The sequence below is a fragment of the Novosphingobium mississippiense genome, from assembly GCF_044029535.1.
Classification (GTDB): Bacteria; Pseudomonadota; Alphaproteobacteria; order Sphingomonadales; family Sphingomonadaceae; genus Novosphingobium.
Genome location: NZ_CP147001.1, coordinates 1,167,596 through 1,184,269, shown reverse-complemented (window position 1 = coordinate 1,184,269; position 16,674 = coordinate 1,167,596). Strand labels below are relative to the sequence as shown.

At 64.9% G+C, this 16,674-nt stretch carries 14 protein-coding genes and 1 tRNA gene; 7 read left to right on the top strand and 8 right to left on the bottom strand.

Annotation, left to right across the window (positions count from 1 at the left end):
- Window positions 1-103 precede the first annotated feature (103 nt).
- Complete coding sequence (locus tag WBP06_RS05495; RefSeq protein ID WP_395332645.1) at window positions 104-571, top strand: hypothetical protein; 468 nt, start codon at window positions 104-106, stop codon at window positions 569-571.
- A 7-nt stretch (window positions 572-578) separates the two neighbouring features.
- On the opposite strand, the gene WBP06_RS05490 is transcribed toward WBP06_RS05495, so the two are convergent.
- From WBP06_RS05490 to thyA, 5 genes are all read right to left on the bottom strand, one after another.
- Window positions 579-1,163, bottom strand: a complete 585-nt coding sequence (locus tag WBP06_RS05490; RefSeq protein WP_395332643.1) for a YdeI/OmpD-associated family protein — start codon at window positions 1,161-1,163, stop codon at window positions 579-581.
- A gap of 18 nt (window positions 1,164-1,181) precedes the next feature.
- Window positions 1,182-2,489, bottom strand: coding sequence for a dihydrolipoamide acetyltransferase family protein (locus tag WBP06_RS05485; protein WP_395332641.1), 1,308 nt, complete (start codon window positions 2,487-2,489; stop codon window positions 1,182-1,184).
- A 4-nt stretch (window positions 2,490-2,493) separates the two neighbouring features.
- Window positions 2,494-3,546, bottom strand: a complete 1,053-nt coding sequence (locus WBP06_RS05480; RefSeq protein ID WP_395334043.1) for an alpha-ketoacid dehydrogenase subunit beta — start codon at window positions 3,544-3,546, stop codon at window positions 2,494-2,496.
- Between the two features lie 5 nt (window positions 3,547-3,551).
- Complete coding sequence (locus WBP06_RS05475) at window positions 3,552-4,850, bottom strand: 3-methyl-2-oxobutanoate dehydrogenase (2-methylpropanoyl-transferring) subunit alpha (protein WP_395332639.1); 1,299 nt, start codon at window positions 4,848-4,850, stop codon at window positions 3,552-3,554.
- A gap of 153 nt (window positions 4,851-5,003) precedes the next feature.
- Entirely contained in the window at window positions 5,004-5,975 is a 972-nt protein-coding gene (thyA, locus tag WBP06_RS05470) for a thymidylate synthase (protein WP_395332637.1), read from the bottom strand.
- 114 nt (window positions 5,976-6,089) lie between these two features.
- Here thyA and WBP06_RS05465 point away from each other — a divergent pair, with 114 nt between their 5' ends.
- From WBP06_RS05465 to WBP06_RS05455, 3 genes are all read left to right on the top strand, one after another.
- Window positions 6,090-6,425 carry a hypothetical protein gene (locus WBP06_RS05465; RefSeq protein WP_395332635.1) on the top strand — a complete coding sequence of 112 codons (336 nt, stop codon included), beginning with the start codon at window positions 6,090-6,092 and terminating at the stop codon, window positions 6,423-6,425.
- Window positions 6,422-7,969 carry a methyl-accepting chemotaxis protein gene (locus tag WBP06_RS05460; protein WP_395332633.1) on the top strand — a complete coding sequence of 516 codons (1,548 nt, stop codon included), beginning with the start codon at window positions 6,422-6,424 and terminating at the stop codon, window positions 7,967-7,969. Before WBP06_RS05465 ends, WBP06_RS05460 begins: the two co-directional genes overlap by 4 nt.
- An 86-nt stretch (window positions 7,970-8,055) precedes the next feature.
- Window positions 8,056-8,132 (top strand) — tRNA-Pro (locus WBP06_RS05455).
- Between the two features lie 128 nt (window positions 8,133-8,260).
- On the opposite strand, the gene WBP06_RS05450 is transcribed toward WBP06_RS05455, so the two are convergent.
- Both WBP06_RS05450 and recG read right to left on the bottom strand, forming a co-directional pair.
- Entirely contained in the window at window positions 8,261-8,566 is a 306-nt protein-coding gene (locus tag WBP06_RS05450) for a YdaS family helix-turn-helix protein (RefSeq protein ID WP_395332631.1), read from the bottom strand.
- 80 nt (window positions 8,567-8,646) lie between these two features.
- Entirely contained in the window at window positions 8,647-10,734 is a 2,088-nt protein-coding gene (gene recG / locus WBP06_RS05445; protein ID WP_395332629.1) for an ATP-dependent DNA helicase RecG, read from the bottom strand.
- A 78-nt stretch (window positions 10,735-10,812) separates the two neighbouring features.
- On the opposite strand from recG, the gene WBP06_RS05440 reads away from it, so the two are divergent.
- From WBP06_RS05440 to mfd, 3 genes are read left to right on the top strand one after another with little or no spacing between them, the layout of a single operon-like run.
- A complete protein-coding gene (locus WBP06_RS05440) occupies window positions 10,813-11,235 on the top strand; it encodes a host attachment protein (RefSeq protein ID WP_395332627.1) in 423 nt (140 codons plus the stop codon).
- A gap of 47 nt (window positions 11,236-11,282) precedes the next feature.
- A complete protein-coding gene (locus WBP06_RS05435) occupies window positions 11,283-11,564 on the top strand; it encodes a succinate dehydrogenase assembly factor 2 (protein ID WP_395332625.1) in 282 nt (93 codons plus the stop codon).
- A gap of 24 nt (window positions 11,565-11,588) precedes the next feature.
- A complete protein-coding gene (gene mfd / locus WBP06_RS05430; RefSeq protein ID WP_395332623.1) occupies window positions 11,589-15,074 on the top strand; it encodes a transcription-repair coupling factor in 3,486 nt (1,161 codons plus the stop codon).
- A 200-nt stretch (window positions 15,075-15,274) separates the two neighbouring features.
- Here the strand turns inward: mfd and WBP06_RS05425 are convergent, their stop codons facing one another.
- Entirely contained in the window at window positions 15,275-16,597 is a 1,323-nt protein-coding gene (locus WBP06_RS05425; protein WP_395332621.1) for an EAL domain-containing protein, read from the bottom strand.
- Between the last annotated feature and the right edge of the window lie 77 nt (window positions 16,598-16,674).

Here is a 16,674-nt window from a genome sequence, read left to right as displayed (position 1 = left end):
ACCCATTCCCGCCTGATCGGCCCCGATTGACGTTAACCATATCTTGGCGACTGGAATTGCACGAAATGTCCCGTCCGCATGAGGACGGCAGGGGATTGTCTCTATGAAAGCAGGCCGCCGGTTCCATCTGGCCATGGCGCTCACGCTCGCGGGCAGCGCGCTCGCTTCCGGCCCGGCCCAGGCCGAAATGCACACGGGAGCCTCGGTGGCGACTGCCAGCGCCGTCTATGTGGAACGGACCGGCCCCGCCGCCTCTCGCCGCCTGGAGCCCGCCAGTCGCCTCATGCGCGGCGATCGGGTGGTCACGATCCTCACTTGGTCCCGCACGGGCGGCAGCGGCAGCTTCGTCATCACCAACCCGATGCCCACCGCCCTCTCCTATGAAGAGAGCGCACAGGACCTTCAGGAAGTCTCCGTGGACGGCGGGCGAACCTGGGGCCGCATCGGAACGCTGAGAATCGGCAACCGCCTCGCCACGCCCGAAGACGTCACCCATGTCCGCTGGCGCATCCCTGCACAGAGCGCGGCGCGCGGACGCGGGCAGATAACCTACAGCGGCATCGTCCGCTGAATCCGGTTCAGCAGCGCTCGTACTTCCAGTTCCGGCGCTTGCCCTCGGAAATCCACTCGACCGCCTGAGCCATGCGCTTCGTGCGCGTGGCCTCTGCCTTGGCCTCGGTGATCCATTCCAGATATTCGCGCCGCTGGGACGGTGAGAAGCCGTCATAATGCCCCTGCGCGGCCGGACAGGCCGCCAGCGCAGCCGCGAAATCATCCGGCATCGGAATCTCCGCCTTGGGCGCGCGCGGCGCGTCACGCTTCAGCGCGGTACCCTTGTCGAGTACCCGCTCCTGCGCAGCCTGCAATTTTTCGATGAGTTCGTTTTCGGGCGGCAGATCGCTGATCACGGCGATTCGCCCGAACTGGCCCATGGCATCGCCCTGCCGCCCGTCGCCGTGGATGACGAAAGTGCAGTGCGCCTTGAACGCGGCCATCCCGGCCACGTTCTTACCTTTCACCAGATAGTGCGGCATGCCCCATTTGATGGCCTCTTCGGCCTCGGGCAGCGCGCGGTGCGCGATTTCGCGCAAGTGGATGAGGATCGGGCGGGCAAAGTCCGCGGCCTTTTCGATATACTCGTCGACGCGCGGATCCTTGCCCATGAATGCCCTCTCCCGTTTTTAGCCGGCGAGAATCAGCGCCGGCGCCTCGATCAGCTTCTTCAGGTCCTGCGCAAAGCTGGCTGCATCCCAGCCATCTACCACACGGTGATCGCAGGACATCGAGATATTCATGATCTTGCGCTTCTCGATGCGCTCCACGCCATCGGCGCCCTTCACGAACATCGGCCGCTCGACAATGCGATTCGGACCGATGATCGCAACTTCGGGACGATTGATGACTGGCGTGGTGGCTACGCCGCCCATCGGCCCGAGCGAAGTAACGGTTATCGTTGAACCCGAAAGCTCGGACGACTTGGCGGAACCGTCGCGCGCCGCATTGGCAAGGCGGCCGATCTCGGTGGCGAGCTGCCACAGGTTGCGATCCTGCGCATCGCGGATCACCGGCACCATCAGGCCTGCCGGAGTCTGCGCCGCCATGCCCAGATGGACCGAGCCATAGCGCGTCACCACGCCTGCCTCGTCATCATAGTGGGCGTTGAGCATCGGATACTTGGGCAGCAGCTTGCAGATCGCCGAAATCAGGAACGGCAGCATCGTCAGTTTCGGACGGTCACCTCTCCCAGCGTTGAGCTGCGCGCGCGTTTCCTCCAGCGCCGTCACGTCGAATTCCTCGACATAGGCAAAGTGCGGGATCTGGCGCTTGGACGCAGCCATGTTCTCGGCAATGCGGCGGCGCAGGCCGATCACGCGAACCTGTTCGTCCTTGCCCCGCATACCGGCAGGCTGGAAACCGCCCGAGGCATTGTAGGACAGGAACGCGTCGAGATCGCCGTGCCGCACGCGCCCGTCTTCGGCGGCACGCACTTCGGACAGATCGATGCCCAGGTCCGACGCGCGCTTGCGAACGGCCGGGCTGGCCATGACCTTTGCATGAACTGCGGCCGGTACCGGCGCGCGCGCTTCTGCGGGCTCAGCCGGAGCGGGCTTGGGCGCCGGTGCCGGTTCGGGAGCAGCAACAGACGCCGGTGCCGGCGCAGGAGCCGCCTCCACAACGTCCACCTCCACTGAAGCAACCGCTGCAACGGTCTCGGTGGGCCTACCACCGTCGACCTCGTTGCCCGCGCCTTCGACCTCGATCACCACCAGCGGCGATCCGATGGCGATGACGTCACCCGCCTCACCGGCGACTTCGACCACCACGCCCGAAACCGGGCTTTCCATCTCGACCGTCGCCTTGTCGGTCATCATGTCCGCAACGCGGTCGTCTTCCTCGATCCGGTCGCCAATCTTGACGTGCCAGGCAACGATCTCGGCCTCGGCAATGCCCTCACCGATGTCGGGGAGCCTGAAAGTATACCGTCCCATCAAATCAATCCTTCAACAGACGATCGACCGCCTCGCCAATGCGGACGGGACCGGGGAAATAGGCCCACTCAAGACTGTGCGGGTAAGGCGTATCGAAGCCGGTCACGCGCTCCACGGGGGCTTCCAGGTGATAGAAGCAGCGCTCCTGCACCAAGGTCACCAGTTCGGCGCCGAAGCCGGACGTGCGGGTGGCCTCGTGTATCACCAGGCAACGCCCAGTCTTTTCCACGGACTTTTCCACAGTCTCCAGATCGAGCGGAACCAGCGTGCGCAGATCGATGATCTCAGCATCTACGCCCTTTTCGGCCAGCACCGCCTCGGCCACGTGGACCATGGTACCGTAAGTGACGACCGTCAGCGCCGCGCCTTCCCGCACGATCCGCGCCTTGCCGAGCGGGATCGAGTAATAGCCTTCGGGCACCATGCCGAGCGGATGGCCCTTCCACGTCTTCGACGGGTGATCGTAATAACCATCGAACGGGCCGTTGTAGATGCGCTTCGGCTCGAAGAAGATCACCGGATCGTTGTCTTCGATCGCGGCGATCAGCAGGCCCTTCGCGTCATAGGGGCTGGCCGGGATCACCGTCTTCAGGCCGGAAACGTGCGTGAACAGCGCTTCCGGGCTCTGGCTGTGGGTCTGGCCGCCGAAAATGCCGCCACCGAAGGGCGAACGCACGGTGATCGGCGCGATGAACTCCGCCGCCGAGCGATAGCGCAGACGCGCCGCCTCGGAGACCAACTGGTCCATGCCCGGATATATATAGTCCGCGAACTGGATTTCCGGCACCGGGCGCAGGCCATAGGCAGCCATGCCGACGGCGGCGCCGATGATGCCGCATTCGTTGATCGGCGTATCGAATACGCGGTTGCGGCCATACTTCTTCTGAAGGTTGGCCGTCGCGCGGAACACGCCGCCGAAATAGCCCACGTCTTCGCCGAAGGTCACCACATCGGGATCGCGCGCCATCATGATGTCGAGCGCGTCGTTGATCGCCTCGATCATGTTCATCTGCCGGGTCGGCGCGTCGTGGAGGCTGACCGAATCTTCCTCAATCATCATGATCAGTCCTTCCAATCCGGGAACTTGCTCTGCCGCTCACGGATCGCCTGATCCGCCTGCTCTTCAAGGTGCCAGGGCAGTTCCTCGAACACGTCCTCGAACATGGTGTGGAACGGATGGTGCAGGCCGTGGCCCAGAATACCGTTCTTCTCGGCCTCCTTGGTGGCAGCCTTCACTTGCTCGGCCGCGTCGCGGTCCATTTCGGCGTGTTGCTCTTCTGACCATTCGCCCAGCGCGATCAGGTGCTTCTTCAGCCGCATGATCGGATCGCCCAGTGGCCATTCCTCGCGCTCATGCGCGGATCGGTAGGCGGTGGGATCGTCGGAGGTGGAGTGCCCCTCTGCGCGGTAGGTGAAGTGCTCGATCAGCGTCGGCCCCTGGTTGGAGCGGGCGCGGTTGGCAGCCCATTCCATCGCGGCGTAGACGGCCAGGATGTCGTTGCCGTCCACGCGCAGGCCGGCGATGCCATAGCCCGCCGCGCGTGCCGCAAACGTGGTCCGCTCCGCCCCGGCAAAGCCGGAGAAGCTGGAAATCGCCCACTGGTTGTTGACGATATTGAGCACGACCGGCGCATTGTAGACCGCCGCGAACGTCATCGCCGCGTGGAAATCGCCCTCTGCGCTGGAACCTTCCCCCACGAAGCTGGTGGCGATGCGGGTATCGCCCTTGATCGCGCTGGCCATCGCCCAGCCCACCGCCTGCGGGAACTGCGTGGCCAGGTTGCCGGAGATCGAGAAGAAGCCGTAGTCCTTGGCCGAATACATGATCGGCAACTGGCGGCCCTTCAGCGGGTCCGCGCGGTTGGAGTAGATCTGGTTGACCATCTCCACCAGCGGATAGCCGCGCGCGATCAGGATGCCCTGCTGGCGATAGCTGGGGAACACCATGTCGTCCGAAGCCAGCGCGTGAGCACAAGCGATCGACACCGCCTCCTCACCGGTGGACTTCATGTAGAAGCTGGTCTTGCCCTGCCGCTGGCCGCGATACATGCGATCGTCGAACGCGCGCGTCAGCGCCATCATCGAAAGCATGCGGCGCAGCGTTTCGGGATCGAGGTTCGGGTTCCACGCGCCGACGGCCGCGTCGTTCTCATCCAGAACGCGCACGAGGTCGAGCGTCAGCGGCCATGTCTCGCTGGCCGGGCAGCCCTCGTCGGGCCGCGCCAGCTTGCCGGCGGCGGGAATTTCCAGATGCGAATAGTCGACCGGATCGCCCGGCCGGAACTTCGGCTCGGGGACATAGAGATCGAGGGGCGGCAGGTTACCGCGCGACTTTCCTGTACGTGTCGGGCCTTCGGCCATCTTGCTTCCTCTCCCGCCTTGAATCGGGCCGGGAAGAGTGAAACGGGCCGAAAACAACGGTTAACGGCGCGTTTCAAAATTCCACGGTCAGGTCACAATATTTCAACCAAGAGTAATGTCAATACAAACTCGATCCGACCACAGGTCGCCCCGTCAGACCGCGACAGGCGCGGCGATATGCGCCTGCGGCGCGTAGCCGGACACGACAAAATCCTCGATCCGGTAGTCGAAGATCGAATCGGGCTTGCGCGTGATATCCAGCCGCGCTTCACCCGATGGCGTGCGTGACAGCTGCTCTTCGACCAGGCTGGCGTGATTGAGATAGAGATGGACATCACCACCCATCCAAACGGCCTCACCCGGCTCAAGGTTGCACTGCTGCGCGAACATGCGGGTCAGCAGCGCCAAAGACCACATGTTGAAAGCGAAACCGAGGCCAAGATCGCAGCTGCGTTGATAGAGGATGCAGGACAGCCGCCCATTGGCGACGTGGAACTGATAGGTCTTATGGCAAGGCGGCAGCGCCATCGCGTCCAGCTCGGCAACATTCCAGCCCTCGATAATGTGACGGCGGCTGCCGGGATTGTTGCGCAGGCTCTCGATCACTTGCGCGACCTGGTTCACGCCCTGCGCACGCTTACTATAGAGTCCGTCGCCTGCCGGCTCGTAGACCGGCCAGTCGACCCACTGCTTGCCGTAGACGGGGCCGAGATCGCCCCATTCCTCGGCAAATCCTTCGTCCTCGACGATGCGGCGGGAGAAATCGGCGCGGGCGATGTCCTCGCCGGTCGCCTTGCGATAGCGATCGAGCGGCCAGTCGGTCCAGATTTCCACGCCCTGCGCGCAGAGCGAGCGGATATTGGTGTCACCCGTCAGGAACCACAGCATCTCGCGGCTCGCGGTCTTCCAATAGATCCGCTTGGTGGTCAGCAGTGGCATCAGCCCGCCGGACAGATCGAAGCGAATCGTCGCGCCGAACACGGACCGCGTACCGACGCCGGTGCGATCGATGCGTTCGTCGCCATGCTCCCAGATTTGTCGCATGAGATCGAGGTACTGCCACTCCCAATGGCGTCCGGCACCGGACGAGGAAGGAGCGGCGGCTTCGAGCAGGCTTTCGGTCATGCCTCAGACCTAACCGTGCAAAGCGCACAGGGGAAGAGTGTGCGAAGGTCGCCGAGCCACTTTACGTAATGGTCAATGCCGCCGCGCAGCGATGCGGCGATCTATAATGCAGACATGACCCCCGCCCCCGAACGCAAGACCGTCTCGCGCTGCGCCCTGGCCCTTCAGGGCCTGATCGCGCTGGCCGTGATGGCCTTTGCGCTCACCCCGGCGCGCGGCGGCGCGGCGCTCTACCTGCCGATCGGCGGCAATCCCGCCGGCGCGGTGGATTGGGCCCGACATGAGCATGCCGGCTATCTTGCCGCCGGCCCTTATACCGGCGCCGCTTTCGTGCGCGTGCCCTCCCCCGCCGCGACGCTTTCCGCCTTGCGCGAAGGCGCACTTCTTCTCGCCGTACCGGAATCCCTGTGCGGCACATCCCCCCGCAACAATCCGGCTTCTTCATCATGAACCAACTCGAAGACTTGCGAAGCAAGGGAGCCCGCGGGCTCCTGATCGTCTGCTGGCTCAGCGTGCTCGTCACGCTTGGCGGCCTGCCATTTGCCCAGACCGGCCTTGCCCCCGTGGTGGCGGCGGTGCTGATCACGATCGTTCCCACGCTTCTTGTCCTGGGCGGCGGCAACGGCGCGCAAGCCCGGATGACACTGGGCATCACGCTGCCGCTCTATCCCGCAATCCTGCTGTGGCAGTGGTCCGGCCGCGAGTGGATGCTGGACCTTCACATGATCTTCTTCGCCGCGATCGCCATGCTGGCGATTCTGGCTGACTGGCGCCCCATCCTGGCCGCCGCTGCGATCACGGCAGCCCATCACTTGCTCACCAACTTCGTGGCGCCGACACTGGTGTTCCCCAACGGCGGCGAACTGGGCCGCGTTATCCTGCACGCCGTCGTCGTCGTGCTGGAAACGGCAGTGCTGGTGATGATCGCCGCCCGGCTAGAGACGCTGATCCTCGAACAGGCCGCCGCCCATGCGGAGCGGGAGCGCGTGCAGGAAGCTGCCGCGCGCGAACGCGCCCGCGCCGCCGACGCACAGCGCGTGGTGATCGAACAGATCGGCGAAGGCCTGCGCTCGCTCGCCAGTGGCGACCTTTCGCTGCGCCTCGCGCGCGAATTCCCGGAAAGCTACGAAGACCTGCGCGGCTTCTTCAACGCCGCCGCCAACGATCTGGATGCCATCGTTCAAAGCGTCAGCGAAGCGGCCCGCCAGATCGAAACCGGATCGCGGGAGATCAGCATCGCCACCGACGATCTGGCCCAGCGGACCGAGCAGCAGGCATCCACGCTGGAAGACATCGCCAACACCCTGCGTCAGCTCAATATCACCGTGCAGGACAACGCCACCAGCGCCCGCACCCTGCAAGGCAACGCCGCCCGCGCGCGTGACGATGCGCAGGCGGGCACTGCCGTGGTGAACAACGCCGTCTCCGCCATGGGCCAAATCGAACAGTCCGCGCATGAAATCGCGCAGATCGTGGCACTGATCGACGGAATTGCCTTCCAGACCAACCTCCTCGCCCTCAACGCCGCGATCGAGGCTGGCCGTGCGGGAGAGGCCGGCAAGGGATTCGCGGTCGTCGCCAACCAGGTGCGCGCGCTTGCCCAGCGGTCGGGCGACGCTGCCAATCGCATCAAGGGTCTGATCGACACCTCCTCGCGCCAGGTCTCGCAAGGCGTGAAGCTGGTGGGCCAGTCTGGCGAGACGCTGGAAACGATCGTCACCGACATTTCGGAAATCGACGGCGCCGTCGCCCGCATCGTGCAGGTCTGCGAGGAGCAGGCGAACGAGATCGGTCGAATCAGCGAAAGGGTCGGAAACCTCGATTCGGCCACGCAACACAACGCCGCAATGGTGGAAGAAGGCACCGCTGCGGCCCGCCATCTTTCCGAAGAAGCACAAACGATGGCGCGAATAGTGGCGCATTTCCGCGTTTCCGGAGGGCGATCCGAAAAAAGTGTCGACTTGTCCACAGGAGGAAATCGCCGCGTCGCATGAAAAGCGATTTTGGCCCCTTGCCACCCCGTGAGTCGCCCTATATAGGCGCGCTCCTGCCCAGGGCGGTCTTCGGAACGCCCACCGGTCGGGGAATAGCTCAGCCTGGTAGAGCACTGTCTTCGGGAGGCAGGGGCCGGAGGTTCGAATCCTCTTTCCCCGACCATTTTCACCCTCGGGTGAGCAGAACAACCCGGCGGAAACGCCGGGTTTTTTGTTGCCTATCGCACACGCAAAGAAAAAGGCGAAGGTTCCATCCGAACCTCCGCCCTGCGGTAACGTGACTATACCGGATCAGCCCGGCTTGTGGTTCTCGGGCCGTCCATCGGGCAGCGTCAGCCCTTCCAACTGCTTCTCGGTCATGTTCTCCACGAAAGCGGGAGACAGCTTGCGCTCAAGGCGGCGGCACATGTCCGCCTGCTTGATCAGCCCCTGCGAGGCGGAGCGCAACGCATTGCGGTCCAGCGGGATATCGCCGGAGAGGAAATCGCGCACTTCCTTCTCGGACACCCCCATGTAACGCGCCATCGCGCGCTGTCCGCCGACTGCGTCGACTGCCTGGGCAAAAATGGCGAGCTGGATATCCGGTTTCTGGGGCATGGCTCAGGCCATCACAGGGCCACGCAGCCAAGTCAATCGCAGCGTCCCCCGGTTTTTGGCCCCCGCATTCCAACTCGGCCCTATCCGCCGCGAAGCAGTTGAACACCCCAGTCGCGCTCGAACAGATAGAGGAGCAACCGCGCCGCCTCTCCGCGCGGACCGGTGAGGCCGCCATCGCGCTCTATCAATAGGCGCGCGTCGTCATGAGCCAGCGGCAACAGCTTGGTGATCTGCTCAAGGCTGGCGATACGGAACGGCGTGTCGCCCGACTGGCGCGTGCCCAGCAGTTCGCCGCCGCCGCGCAGTTGCAGATCCTCTTCCGCCAGTCGGAAACCGTCCTGCGTCTCGCGCATCAAGGCAAGGCGCTGTCGGGCGGTTTCGCTCAATTGCTGGCCGCGTAGCAGCAGGCAGGTCGATTTCTCGCTGCCGCGCCCCACGCGCCCGCGCAGCTGGTGAAGCTGGGCGAGGCCGAAGCGCTCGGCCTGCTCGATCACCATCAGCGTTGCATTGGGAACGTCGACGCCAACCTCGATCACCGTGGTCGCCACCAGCACCGAAGCCTCGCCGCTGGCAAAGCGCTCCATGCCGGCATCCTTCGCCTCGGGCTTCAACTGGCCGTGGACCAGCACGACACCGTCACCGAACCGCTCCTTCAGCGTCGCATAACGCGCCTCGGCAGCGGCCAGATCATCGTTCTCGCTCTCGCTGACCATCGGGCAAACCCAATAGGCCTGCTGCCCGGTCTCGATATGCCGAGCGATAGCGCCCACGACATCGCCCATGCGCTCCACCGAAACGACACGCGTATCGATCGCCTGTCGGCCCGGCGGCAGTTCGTCGAGCTTGGAAACTTCCATCTCGCCGTATTGCGCCAAAGTCAGCGTGCGCGGGATCGGCGTGGCGGTCATCGCCAGCGTGTGCGGCGTGCGCCGCCCCTTGCGCGCCAGCATCAGGCGCTGGCCGACACCGAAGCGGTGCTGCTCGTCGATCACCACCAGCGCGAGGTTGCGGTAGGAAACCGTGTCCTGAAAGATCGCGTGGGTGCCGACGACGATGTTGATGGAGCCATCGACCAGCCCCATCAGGATCGCCTCGCGCGCCTTGCCCTTGTCGCGACCGGTCAGCAGGGCGACTTCGACGCCGGTGCCCTGTAGCATCCGCGTCAGCGTCTCATAGTGTTGGCGCGCAAGGATTTCCGTCGGCGCCAACATGGCCGCCTGAGCCCCGGCCTCCACCGCGATCAGCATGGCGTTGAGCGCCACCACGGTCTTGCCCGCACCGACGTCGCCCTGAAGCAAACGCAGCATCGGCGCCTGCTGGACAACATCGCCCTCGATCTCGGCAATCGAGCGCTTCTGCGCGCCGGTCAGCCCGAACGGCAGCTTTAACTTGGCCCGCAGCGAGCCATCGCCCTTGAGAGGCGTGCCCGACTGGCGGCGATTGCTCTCACGCACCAGCATCAGCGCCAGCGCGTTGGCCAGCAATTCGTCATAGGCCAGCCGGTCGCGCGCGGCCGCGTGGACGCCGCGATGCGCCTCGATCACCGCGTCACGCCAGGCCGGCCACTTCATCTTGTCGTAGAGGCTGGGCTCGATCCATTCCGCCAGTTCCGGCAGCACCTTCAGCGCCTGCTGGACCAGTCCCGCTACGCGCCCCTGCGTCAGCCCTTCGGACAGCGGATAGATCGCCTCGCAAAGCTGGCCGATCGGCGCGGCGCTGTCTTCCGATACGTGTTCGGGATGCACCATCTGGAGCATCTGGCCGTACTGGTCGAGCCGCCCGGCCACCCAGCGCGTCTCGCCCACCGGAAGCTGCTTCTTCGCGGTGTAGGAGGCACGGCCGAAATAGGTGATCGTGCAGACATTGCCGATCGAGTCCTCCGCCAGCACCCGGAACGGCCCGCGCCCGGATGAGGCGCGATGTTCCCGCACGGTAAGCTGGACGATCACGTTCTCGCCCACGCTCGCCTCGTCCAGATTCGTCACCGCGCGGCGTTCCACGAAGCGGTCCGGCAAGTGATAGAGAAGGTCGCGAAGACGCGTGAGGCCAAGCTTTTCCAATGGGCGCTTGAGCTTCGGGCCCACGCCATCGAGGGAATCGGTCTCGGTAAACAGGCAATTCAAAGCTTCGGGCCGCATGCTCAGCCTCTTAGCGTGACTATGGCGCATTTCGCCAGACCGCCGGGGAACGGATTTGCGGACAGCCTCGTTGGCTCTGGTGAACCCCACAGCAAAGGAGAGCCTTCCATGCTCATACCGCACGGAACCGTTTTCGCGATCGTCGATGGCGAGAACTTCGAACTCTATCGCAACTCGGGCGCCGAAGCCGTGCCCCAGTTGACGACGATGAAGCCCCCTTCGCTTGAGGCCACCAATTTCAGCGCCGGCGCGCGCCGCAACGATGCGCCCAAGCGCCATCAGGCCCGCACCGGGGATGGCAGCAACGATTCGCTGGATGAAAGCGCCCATGCCGCCGCCGTGGCCGGGTGGCTGAACCAACAGGTGCTGGAAGGCGAGATCGCGGAACTGGTCATCGTCGCCGATCCGCGCTCATTGGGCGAAATGCGGCGGCATTATCACAAGGAACTGAAAGCCACGCTGCGCGCCGAAGTGCCCAAGACGCTGACCGGCAGGCCAGTCAGCGAGATCATCAAGGTGATCCAGCGCTAATACCCAAAACCTTGCTCATGCCCGCGCCGTATCGTAACGGCGCGGGCATGACCGAACTTACACCCCAGAGGTCGGAGCGGCTCGCCCGCCTCAAGTTCCGCGCCTGGCATCGCGGCACACGCGAGGCCGACTACATGATCGGCTGCTACTTCGACAAATTCCACGCCGAATGGTCCGATGCGGAAATCGACCTCTTCGAGACGATGATCGAGGAAGAAGACGTCGACATCATGGCATGGGCGCTCGGCACCCAAAGCATTCCCGAGGAATATCGCGGCCCCTTGATGGACCGCATGATGAAGCTCGATTACGTCGATATTCCGCGCTGATCTTATAAGGACACTGGCGGCGGCATGGCCGATTTCCAACGCATTCTCTCGGCGACCGCGCCGCTTACCCTCTCCTCGGTAACGCGCGGCGCCCAGCCGCTGGTCATGGCGGACCTTGCCCGCGCGGCGGCAAGTACGAGCGCTGGAGGCCGGGCAGTCTTCATCGCCGACAATGAAAGCGCCATGCGCGCGGTTGCAGAAGCCGCGCAGTTCTTCGCGCCGGAGCTGGATGTCGTCGAATTCCCCGCGTGGGATTGCCTTCCCTACGACCGCGCCAGCCCTGCCCTGTCGGTCAGCGCCCGCCGTCTGGCCGCGCTGCACCGGCTCCAACAGAAGCGCAGCGGCCCGCAACTGCTGGTCACCACCGCCAATGCCGTGCTTCAGCGCGTGCTCACACCGTTCCGCATTCGCGAATCGGTGCGCCTGCTGAAGCCCGGCACGGAAATCGGCCATGAAAGCCTGATCGCGCTGCTGCGTCGGCAGGGCTACCAGCGCAGCGACACCGCGATCGACGCGGGCGAGTTCGCAGTGCGCGGCTCCATCTTCGATATCGTGCCCTCCGGACTTGATGGCGGCCTGCGGCTCGACTTCTTCGGTGACGAGCTGGAAACGCTGCGCCTGTTCGATACCGGCACGCAGCGCTCCACCGGCACTGTGCCCGAACACCTGCTGCTCCCCGCGAGCGAGGCGCTGATCGACGAGGACAGCGTCAAGCGCTTCCGCGGCCGTTATCGCGAGATGTTCGGCGCCAACGCTACGGCTGACCCGCTCTATCAAGCCGTCAGCGACGGTCGCCGCCTTGCCGGCATGGAACACTGGCTGCCGCTGTTCGAGGACCGTCTGGTCACGCTGTTCGACCACTTGTCGGACGACGACCTGCTGGTGATCGACAGCGCCGCACTGGGCGCCACTGACGAGCGGTTCAACGACATTGCGGACTATCACAAGGCCCGCCTCGAAACCTCGGGCCAGAAGGCGGGATCGTACCGCCCGCTGGCGACCGACGCGCTCTATCTGGCGCGCGAGGAGTTCGAGCGGGCGGTTGCCGCCTTCCCGGTCCACCGCGCCGATCCTTTCGCGCAGCCGGAAAGCAAGACGGTCATCGACTTCGGCTTCGGCAATGCCCGCGATTTCACGCCCGAACGCGCGCGCGGCGACAATGCCTATGAGGCCGCAGCCAAGCATCTGCACGCCGTGGCGAAGACCGGCCGCAAGGCCATCCTTGCCGCCTATTCGACCGGCAGCCGCGCTCGCCTCGTCTCGATCCTAGGCGAAGCACAGGGGCCCGAGCCGAAGCTGGCGGAAACCTGGCAGGAAGCGCTCGGCCTTGCCGTGCAGGGTCGCAGCGCCGCGCTGGTGCTGCCGCTGGAAACCGGCTTCACCAACGATTCGGTCGAAGTCGTCACCGAGCAGGACATTCTGGGCGACCGCCTTGTCCGCCGGAAGAAAAAGAAGAAGGATTCCGACGCCTTCCTCGCCGAGCTGGCGGCGCTGACGCCCGGCGACCTGATCGTCCACATGGACCACGGCATCGGTCGCTACGAAGGCCTGCAGTCGATCCCGGTCGGCAAGTCGCCCCACGACTGCGTGATGCTGACCTACGCGGGCGGCGACAAGCTCTACATCCCGGTCGAGAACCTCGACGTCCTCTCCCGCTACGGCAGCGAGGCGGAAGGCGTCGCGCTGGACAAGCTGGGCGGCGAAGCGTGGCAGAAGCGCCGCGCCCGGCTGAAGGAACGCATCCGCGAGATCGCGGGCGAACTGATGAAGACCGCCGCCGCGCGCGCCCTGCGCACAGCGCCCGCGCTGCTTCCGGAAAAGTCTTCCTACGATCAGTTCGTGGATCGGTTCCCGTGGCAGGAAACCGAGGATCAGGAACACGCCATCGAAGACGTGCTGGGCGACCTTTCCGAAGGCAAGCCGATGGACCGCCTGGTCTGCGGCGATGTGGGCTTCGGCAAGACCGAAGTGGCCCTGCGCGCCGCGTTCGTCGCGGCCATGGCCGGCCAGCAGGTCGCCGTCGTCGCGCCGACCACGCTGCTCGCCCGCCAGCACTACGCCAGCTTTGCAGAGCGTTTCAGCGGCTTCCCGCTGGAAGTGGGCCGTCTTTCCCGCCTCGTCCCCGAAAAGGAAGCCAAGGCCACGCGCGATGGACTGACCGCCGGCACCACGGATGTGGTCTGCGGCACCCACGCGATCCTCTCCAAGTCGGTGAACTTCAAGCGCCTCGGCCTCGTCATCGTCGATGAGGAGCAGCGCTTCGGCGTCAACCACAAGGAGCGACTGAAGCAGCTGCGCACCGACGTTCACGTCCTGACGCTCACCGCCACGCCGATCCCACGCACGCTCCAGATGGCGATGAGCGGGTTGCGCGAACTTTCGACCATCCAGACCCCGCCGGTCGACCGTCTTGCGGTGCGCACTTACGTGATGGAATGGGACGAGATGGTGATGCGCGAGGCCCTGCTGCGCGAACACCATCGCGGCGGCCAGAGCTTCATCGTCGTGCCCCGCATCACGGACATGGCCGAGGTCGAGGAATGGCTCGCCAAGAACGTGCCCGAAGTGAAGGTCATCTCCGCCCACGGCCAGATGAGCGCCGGCGAAGTGGAAGAGCGCATGAGCGCCTTCTACGAAGGCAAGTACGAAGTGCTGCTGTCGACCACGATCGTCGAAAGCGGCATCGACATTCCGCGCGCCAACACAATCATCATCCACCGCGCCGACCGTTTCGGCCTTGCCCAGCTTTACCAGCTACGCGGGCGCGTCGGCCGATCCAAGCTGCGCGCCTATGCCTATCTGACCACGCCGGCCGGCCGCGCGCTGTCGGAAGTGGCCGAAAAGCGCCTCAAGGTATTGAGCGACCTCGATTCGCTGGGCGCCGGCTTCCAGCTAGCCAGCCATGACCTCGACATTCGCGGCGCCGGCAACCTGCTGGGCGACGAGCAGTCGGGCCATATCCGAGAGGTGGGCTTCGAACTCTACCAGTCGATGCTGGAGGACGCGATCCTCGAAGCCCGCGCGGGCGGCGTTGGGCTGGAAAAGAACACTTCGGGCCTGTCCCCGCAGATCACGGTGGAAGCACCGATCATGATCCCGGAGGATTACGTTCCCGACCTGGCCGTCCGCATGGCGCTCTATCGCCGCCTTAACGACGCAGACAGCAAGGACGAGATCGAATCACTCTCGGCCGAGATGATCGACCGCTTCGGCCCGCTGCCCTCCGCAACGTCGAACCTCATCAAGCTTATCCAGATCAAGCGTCAGGCGATCGAGGCGCATATCGCCAAGATCGACGTGGGGCCGCGCGGCACGCTCGTCAGCTTCCACAACGACAGTTTCCCGAACCCGGTGGGCCTTATCGCCTATGCGGAGCGGCTTGAGGGGACGGTCAAGCTGCGGCCGGACAACAAGCTGGTACTGACGCGCGCCTGGGGCGATCCGAAGAGCCGCCTGAACGGGTTGCTTCAGTTGACCAAGGGTTTGGCTTCGGTTGCGCGCAAGGGGTAGGTCGCTTCGGGCCCACCCCGCTTCGACTAGGCAGTAAACTGCCAAGTCTCGCGCCCCTCCCGCTTGCGGGAGGGGGTGTCAGCGCGCCGACTATCCGTGGCTCTGTTTTCCCCTCCCGCAAGCGGGAGGGGCGCGAGACTTGCTGAACGCAGTGAAGCTAGTCGCAGCGGGGTGGGCCCACGCAACGCCAGCGACAAACCCTACCCCGTCGCGCGCGCCAACTTGGCGAACATCGCCACGCTCATCGGCTGTGCGCGCAGGAAGCCCTGATAATAGGCGCAGCCCTCACGCGCGGCGACCTTGCGCTGGGCTTCTTCCTCGATCCCCTCGGCGATGACCTGCAGGTCAAGCGCCTTGGCCATGGCGACGATGGCGCGCAACACGGCCACATCCCGCTTGTCGGTCGTCACCCCGTCGATCATCGACCGGTCGAGCTTGAGGTAATGGATCGGCAAGACCTTCAGGTAGCGGAAGTTGCAGAACCCCGCCCCGAAGTCGTCCAGCGCGATGCGAATGCCCTGTGCGGAGAATTCCGCCATGATCTGCGCGGCTTGGGCGATATCGCCGATCAGTGCCTGCTCGGTCACTTCCAGCGTCAGCCGGCGCGGCGCGAAACCGCTTGCCCGCACGAGGTCAAGCATCTGGCGCGTATAGTTGCCGAAGGCCAGGTCCGCCGGAGTGACATTGATCGAAAGGCGCAGATTCTTCGGCCAGCCTCCCGCCGCGGCCAGCGCTTTCGCAGCGATATGGCGGGAGAGCGGCGCAACATGGTCCGCCCGCTCGGCAATCGCGAACAGCGCACCCGCGCCGATGCGGCCCAATTGCGGATGCTTCCAGCGCGCCAGCGCCTCGGCCCCGGTCAGGCGATCGTCGGCAAGGCAGAACTGGGGCTGGAACAGGATCTCGATCTCGTCCCGGTCGATCGCGCCCAGCAGATCGGCCTCCAGTTGCGCGGCGGAATGGCCCGGCGGGCTGGCCTCTCCGTCCGCCCAGGCCAACATCGTGCCTTGCTGGTCGCGCAGCGTCTCCAGCGTATGGCTCAAGCGATCAAGCATAGAATCGACGCTTTCTTCCGCCAGAGTACGCACCAGCGCGATACGGGGGGACAGGCGCAGCACGCCAGAGGGCACTGTTACCGGCCGCGACACCGCCTCGGCCAACTGATCGGCGATCAGTTGCCACCGTTCCCGACTACACGCTTCGTTGGCGACCAGAATGAACGAACCGCCCCCGGCACGCGCCAGCAGCCAGTGGCCGTCCAGTTCCTCGCCCGCAAAATGCGCAATGCGGCTAGCAACTTCGGCAAGCGCCCCGTCACCGGCATCGGCACCGTAGGCCATGTTGATCGCATCCAGCCGGCGCAGTCCCAGCAGCATCGCGTGGATATGCGCAGAACCCGATTCGTGACCCAGGCGCCAGGCCGCAACGCGCTCTCGCACGGTTTCCAGCCCGGGAATCCCGGTCAACCTGTCTTCAAGCGCCCGGGCCTTGCCCTGCGGTGCCCCATCCCTTCTCGAGCCCATGGTCGCTTCCTTAGCGCAACGCCCTTGCCAAAGCCTTCAAAATTCGAAAGGTCGCCGAAAGGATGACGGAGACGCAG

Coding starts and splice junctions, on each gene's coding strand:
- WBP06_RS05495 (WP_395332645.1), top strand. CDS start 104: ATGAAAGCAGGCCGCCGGTTCCATCTGGCCATGGCGCTCACGCTCGCG.
- WBP06_RS05490 (WP_395332643.1), bottom strand. CDS start 1,163: ATGGGCAAGGATCCGCGCGTCGACGAGTATATCGAAAAGGCCGCGGAC.
- WBP06_RS05485 (WP_395332641.1), bottom strand. CDS start 2,489: ATGGGACGGTATACTTTCAGGCTCCCCGACATCGGTGAGGGCATTGCC.
- WBP06_RS05480 (WP_395334043.1), bottom strand. CDS start 3,546: ATGATTGAGGAAGATTCGGTCAGCCTCCACGACGCGCCGACCCGGCAG.
- WBP06_RS05475 (WP_395332639.1), bottom strand. CDS start 4,850: ATGGCCGAAGGCCCGACACGTACAGGAAAGTCGCGCGGTAACCTGCCG.
- thyA (WP_395332637.1), bottom strand. CDS start 5,975: ATGACCGAAAGCCTGCTCGAAGCCGCCGCTCCTTCCTCGTCCGGTGCC.
- WBP06_RS05465 (WP_395332635.1), top strand. CDS start 6,090: ATGACCCCCGCCCCCGAACGCAAGACCGTCTCGCGCTGCGCCCTGGCC.
- WBP06_RS05460 (WP_395332633.1), top strand. CDS start 6,422: ATGAACCAACTCGAAGACTTGCGAAGCAAGGGAGCCCGCGGGCTCCTG.
- WBP06_RS05450 (WP_395332631.1), bottom strand. CDS start 8,566: ATGCCCCAGAAACCGGATATCCAGCTCGCCATTTTTGCCCAGGCAGTC.
- recG (WP_395332629.1), bottom strand. CDS start 10,734: ATGCGCCATAGTCACGCTAAGAGGCTGAGCATGCGGCCCGAAGCTTTG.
- WBP06_RS05440 (WP_395332627.1), top strand. CDS start 10,813: ATGCTCATACCGCACGGAACCGTTTTCGCGATCGTCGATGGCGAGAAC.
- WBP06_RS05435 (WP_395332625.1), top strand. CDS start 11,283: ATGACCGAACTTACACCCCAGAGGTCGGAGCGGCTCGCCCGCCTCAAG.
- mfd (WP_395332623.1), top strand. CDS start 11,589: ATGGCCGATTTCCAACGCATTCTCTCGGCGACCGCGCCGCTTACCCTC.
- WBP06_RS05425 (WP_395332621.1), bottom strand. CDS start 16,597: ATGGGCTCGAGAAGGGATGGGGCACCGCAGGGCAAGGCCCGGGCGCTT.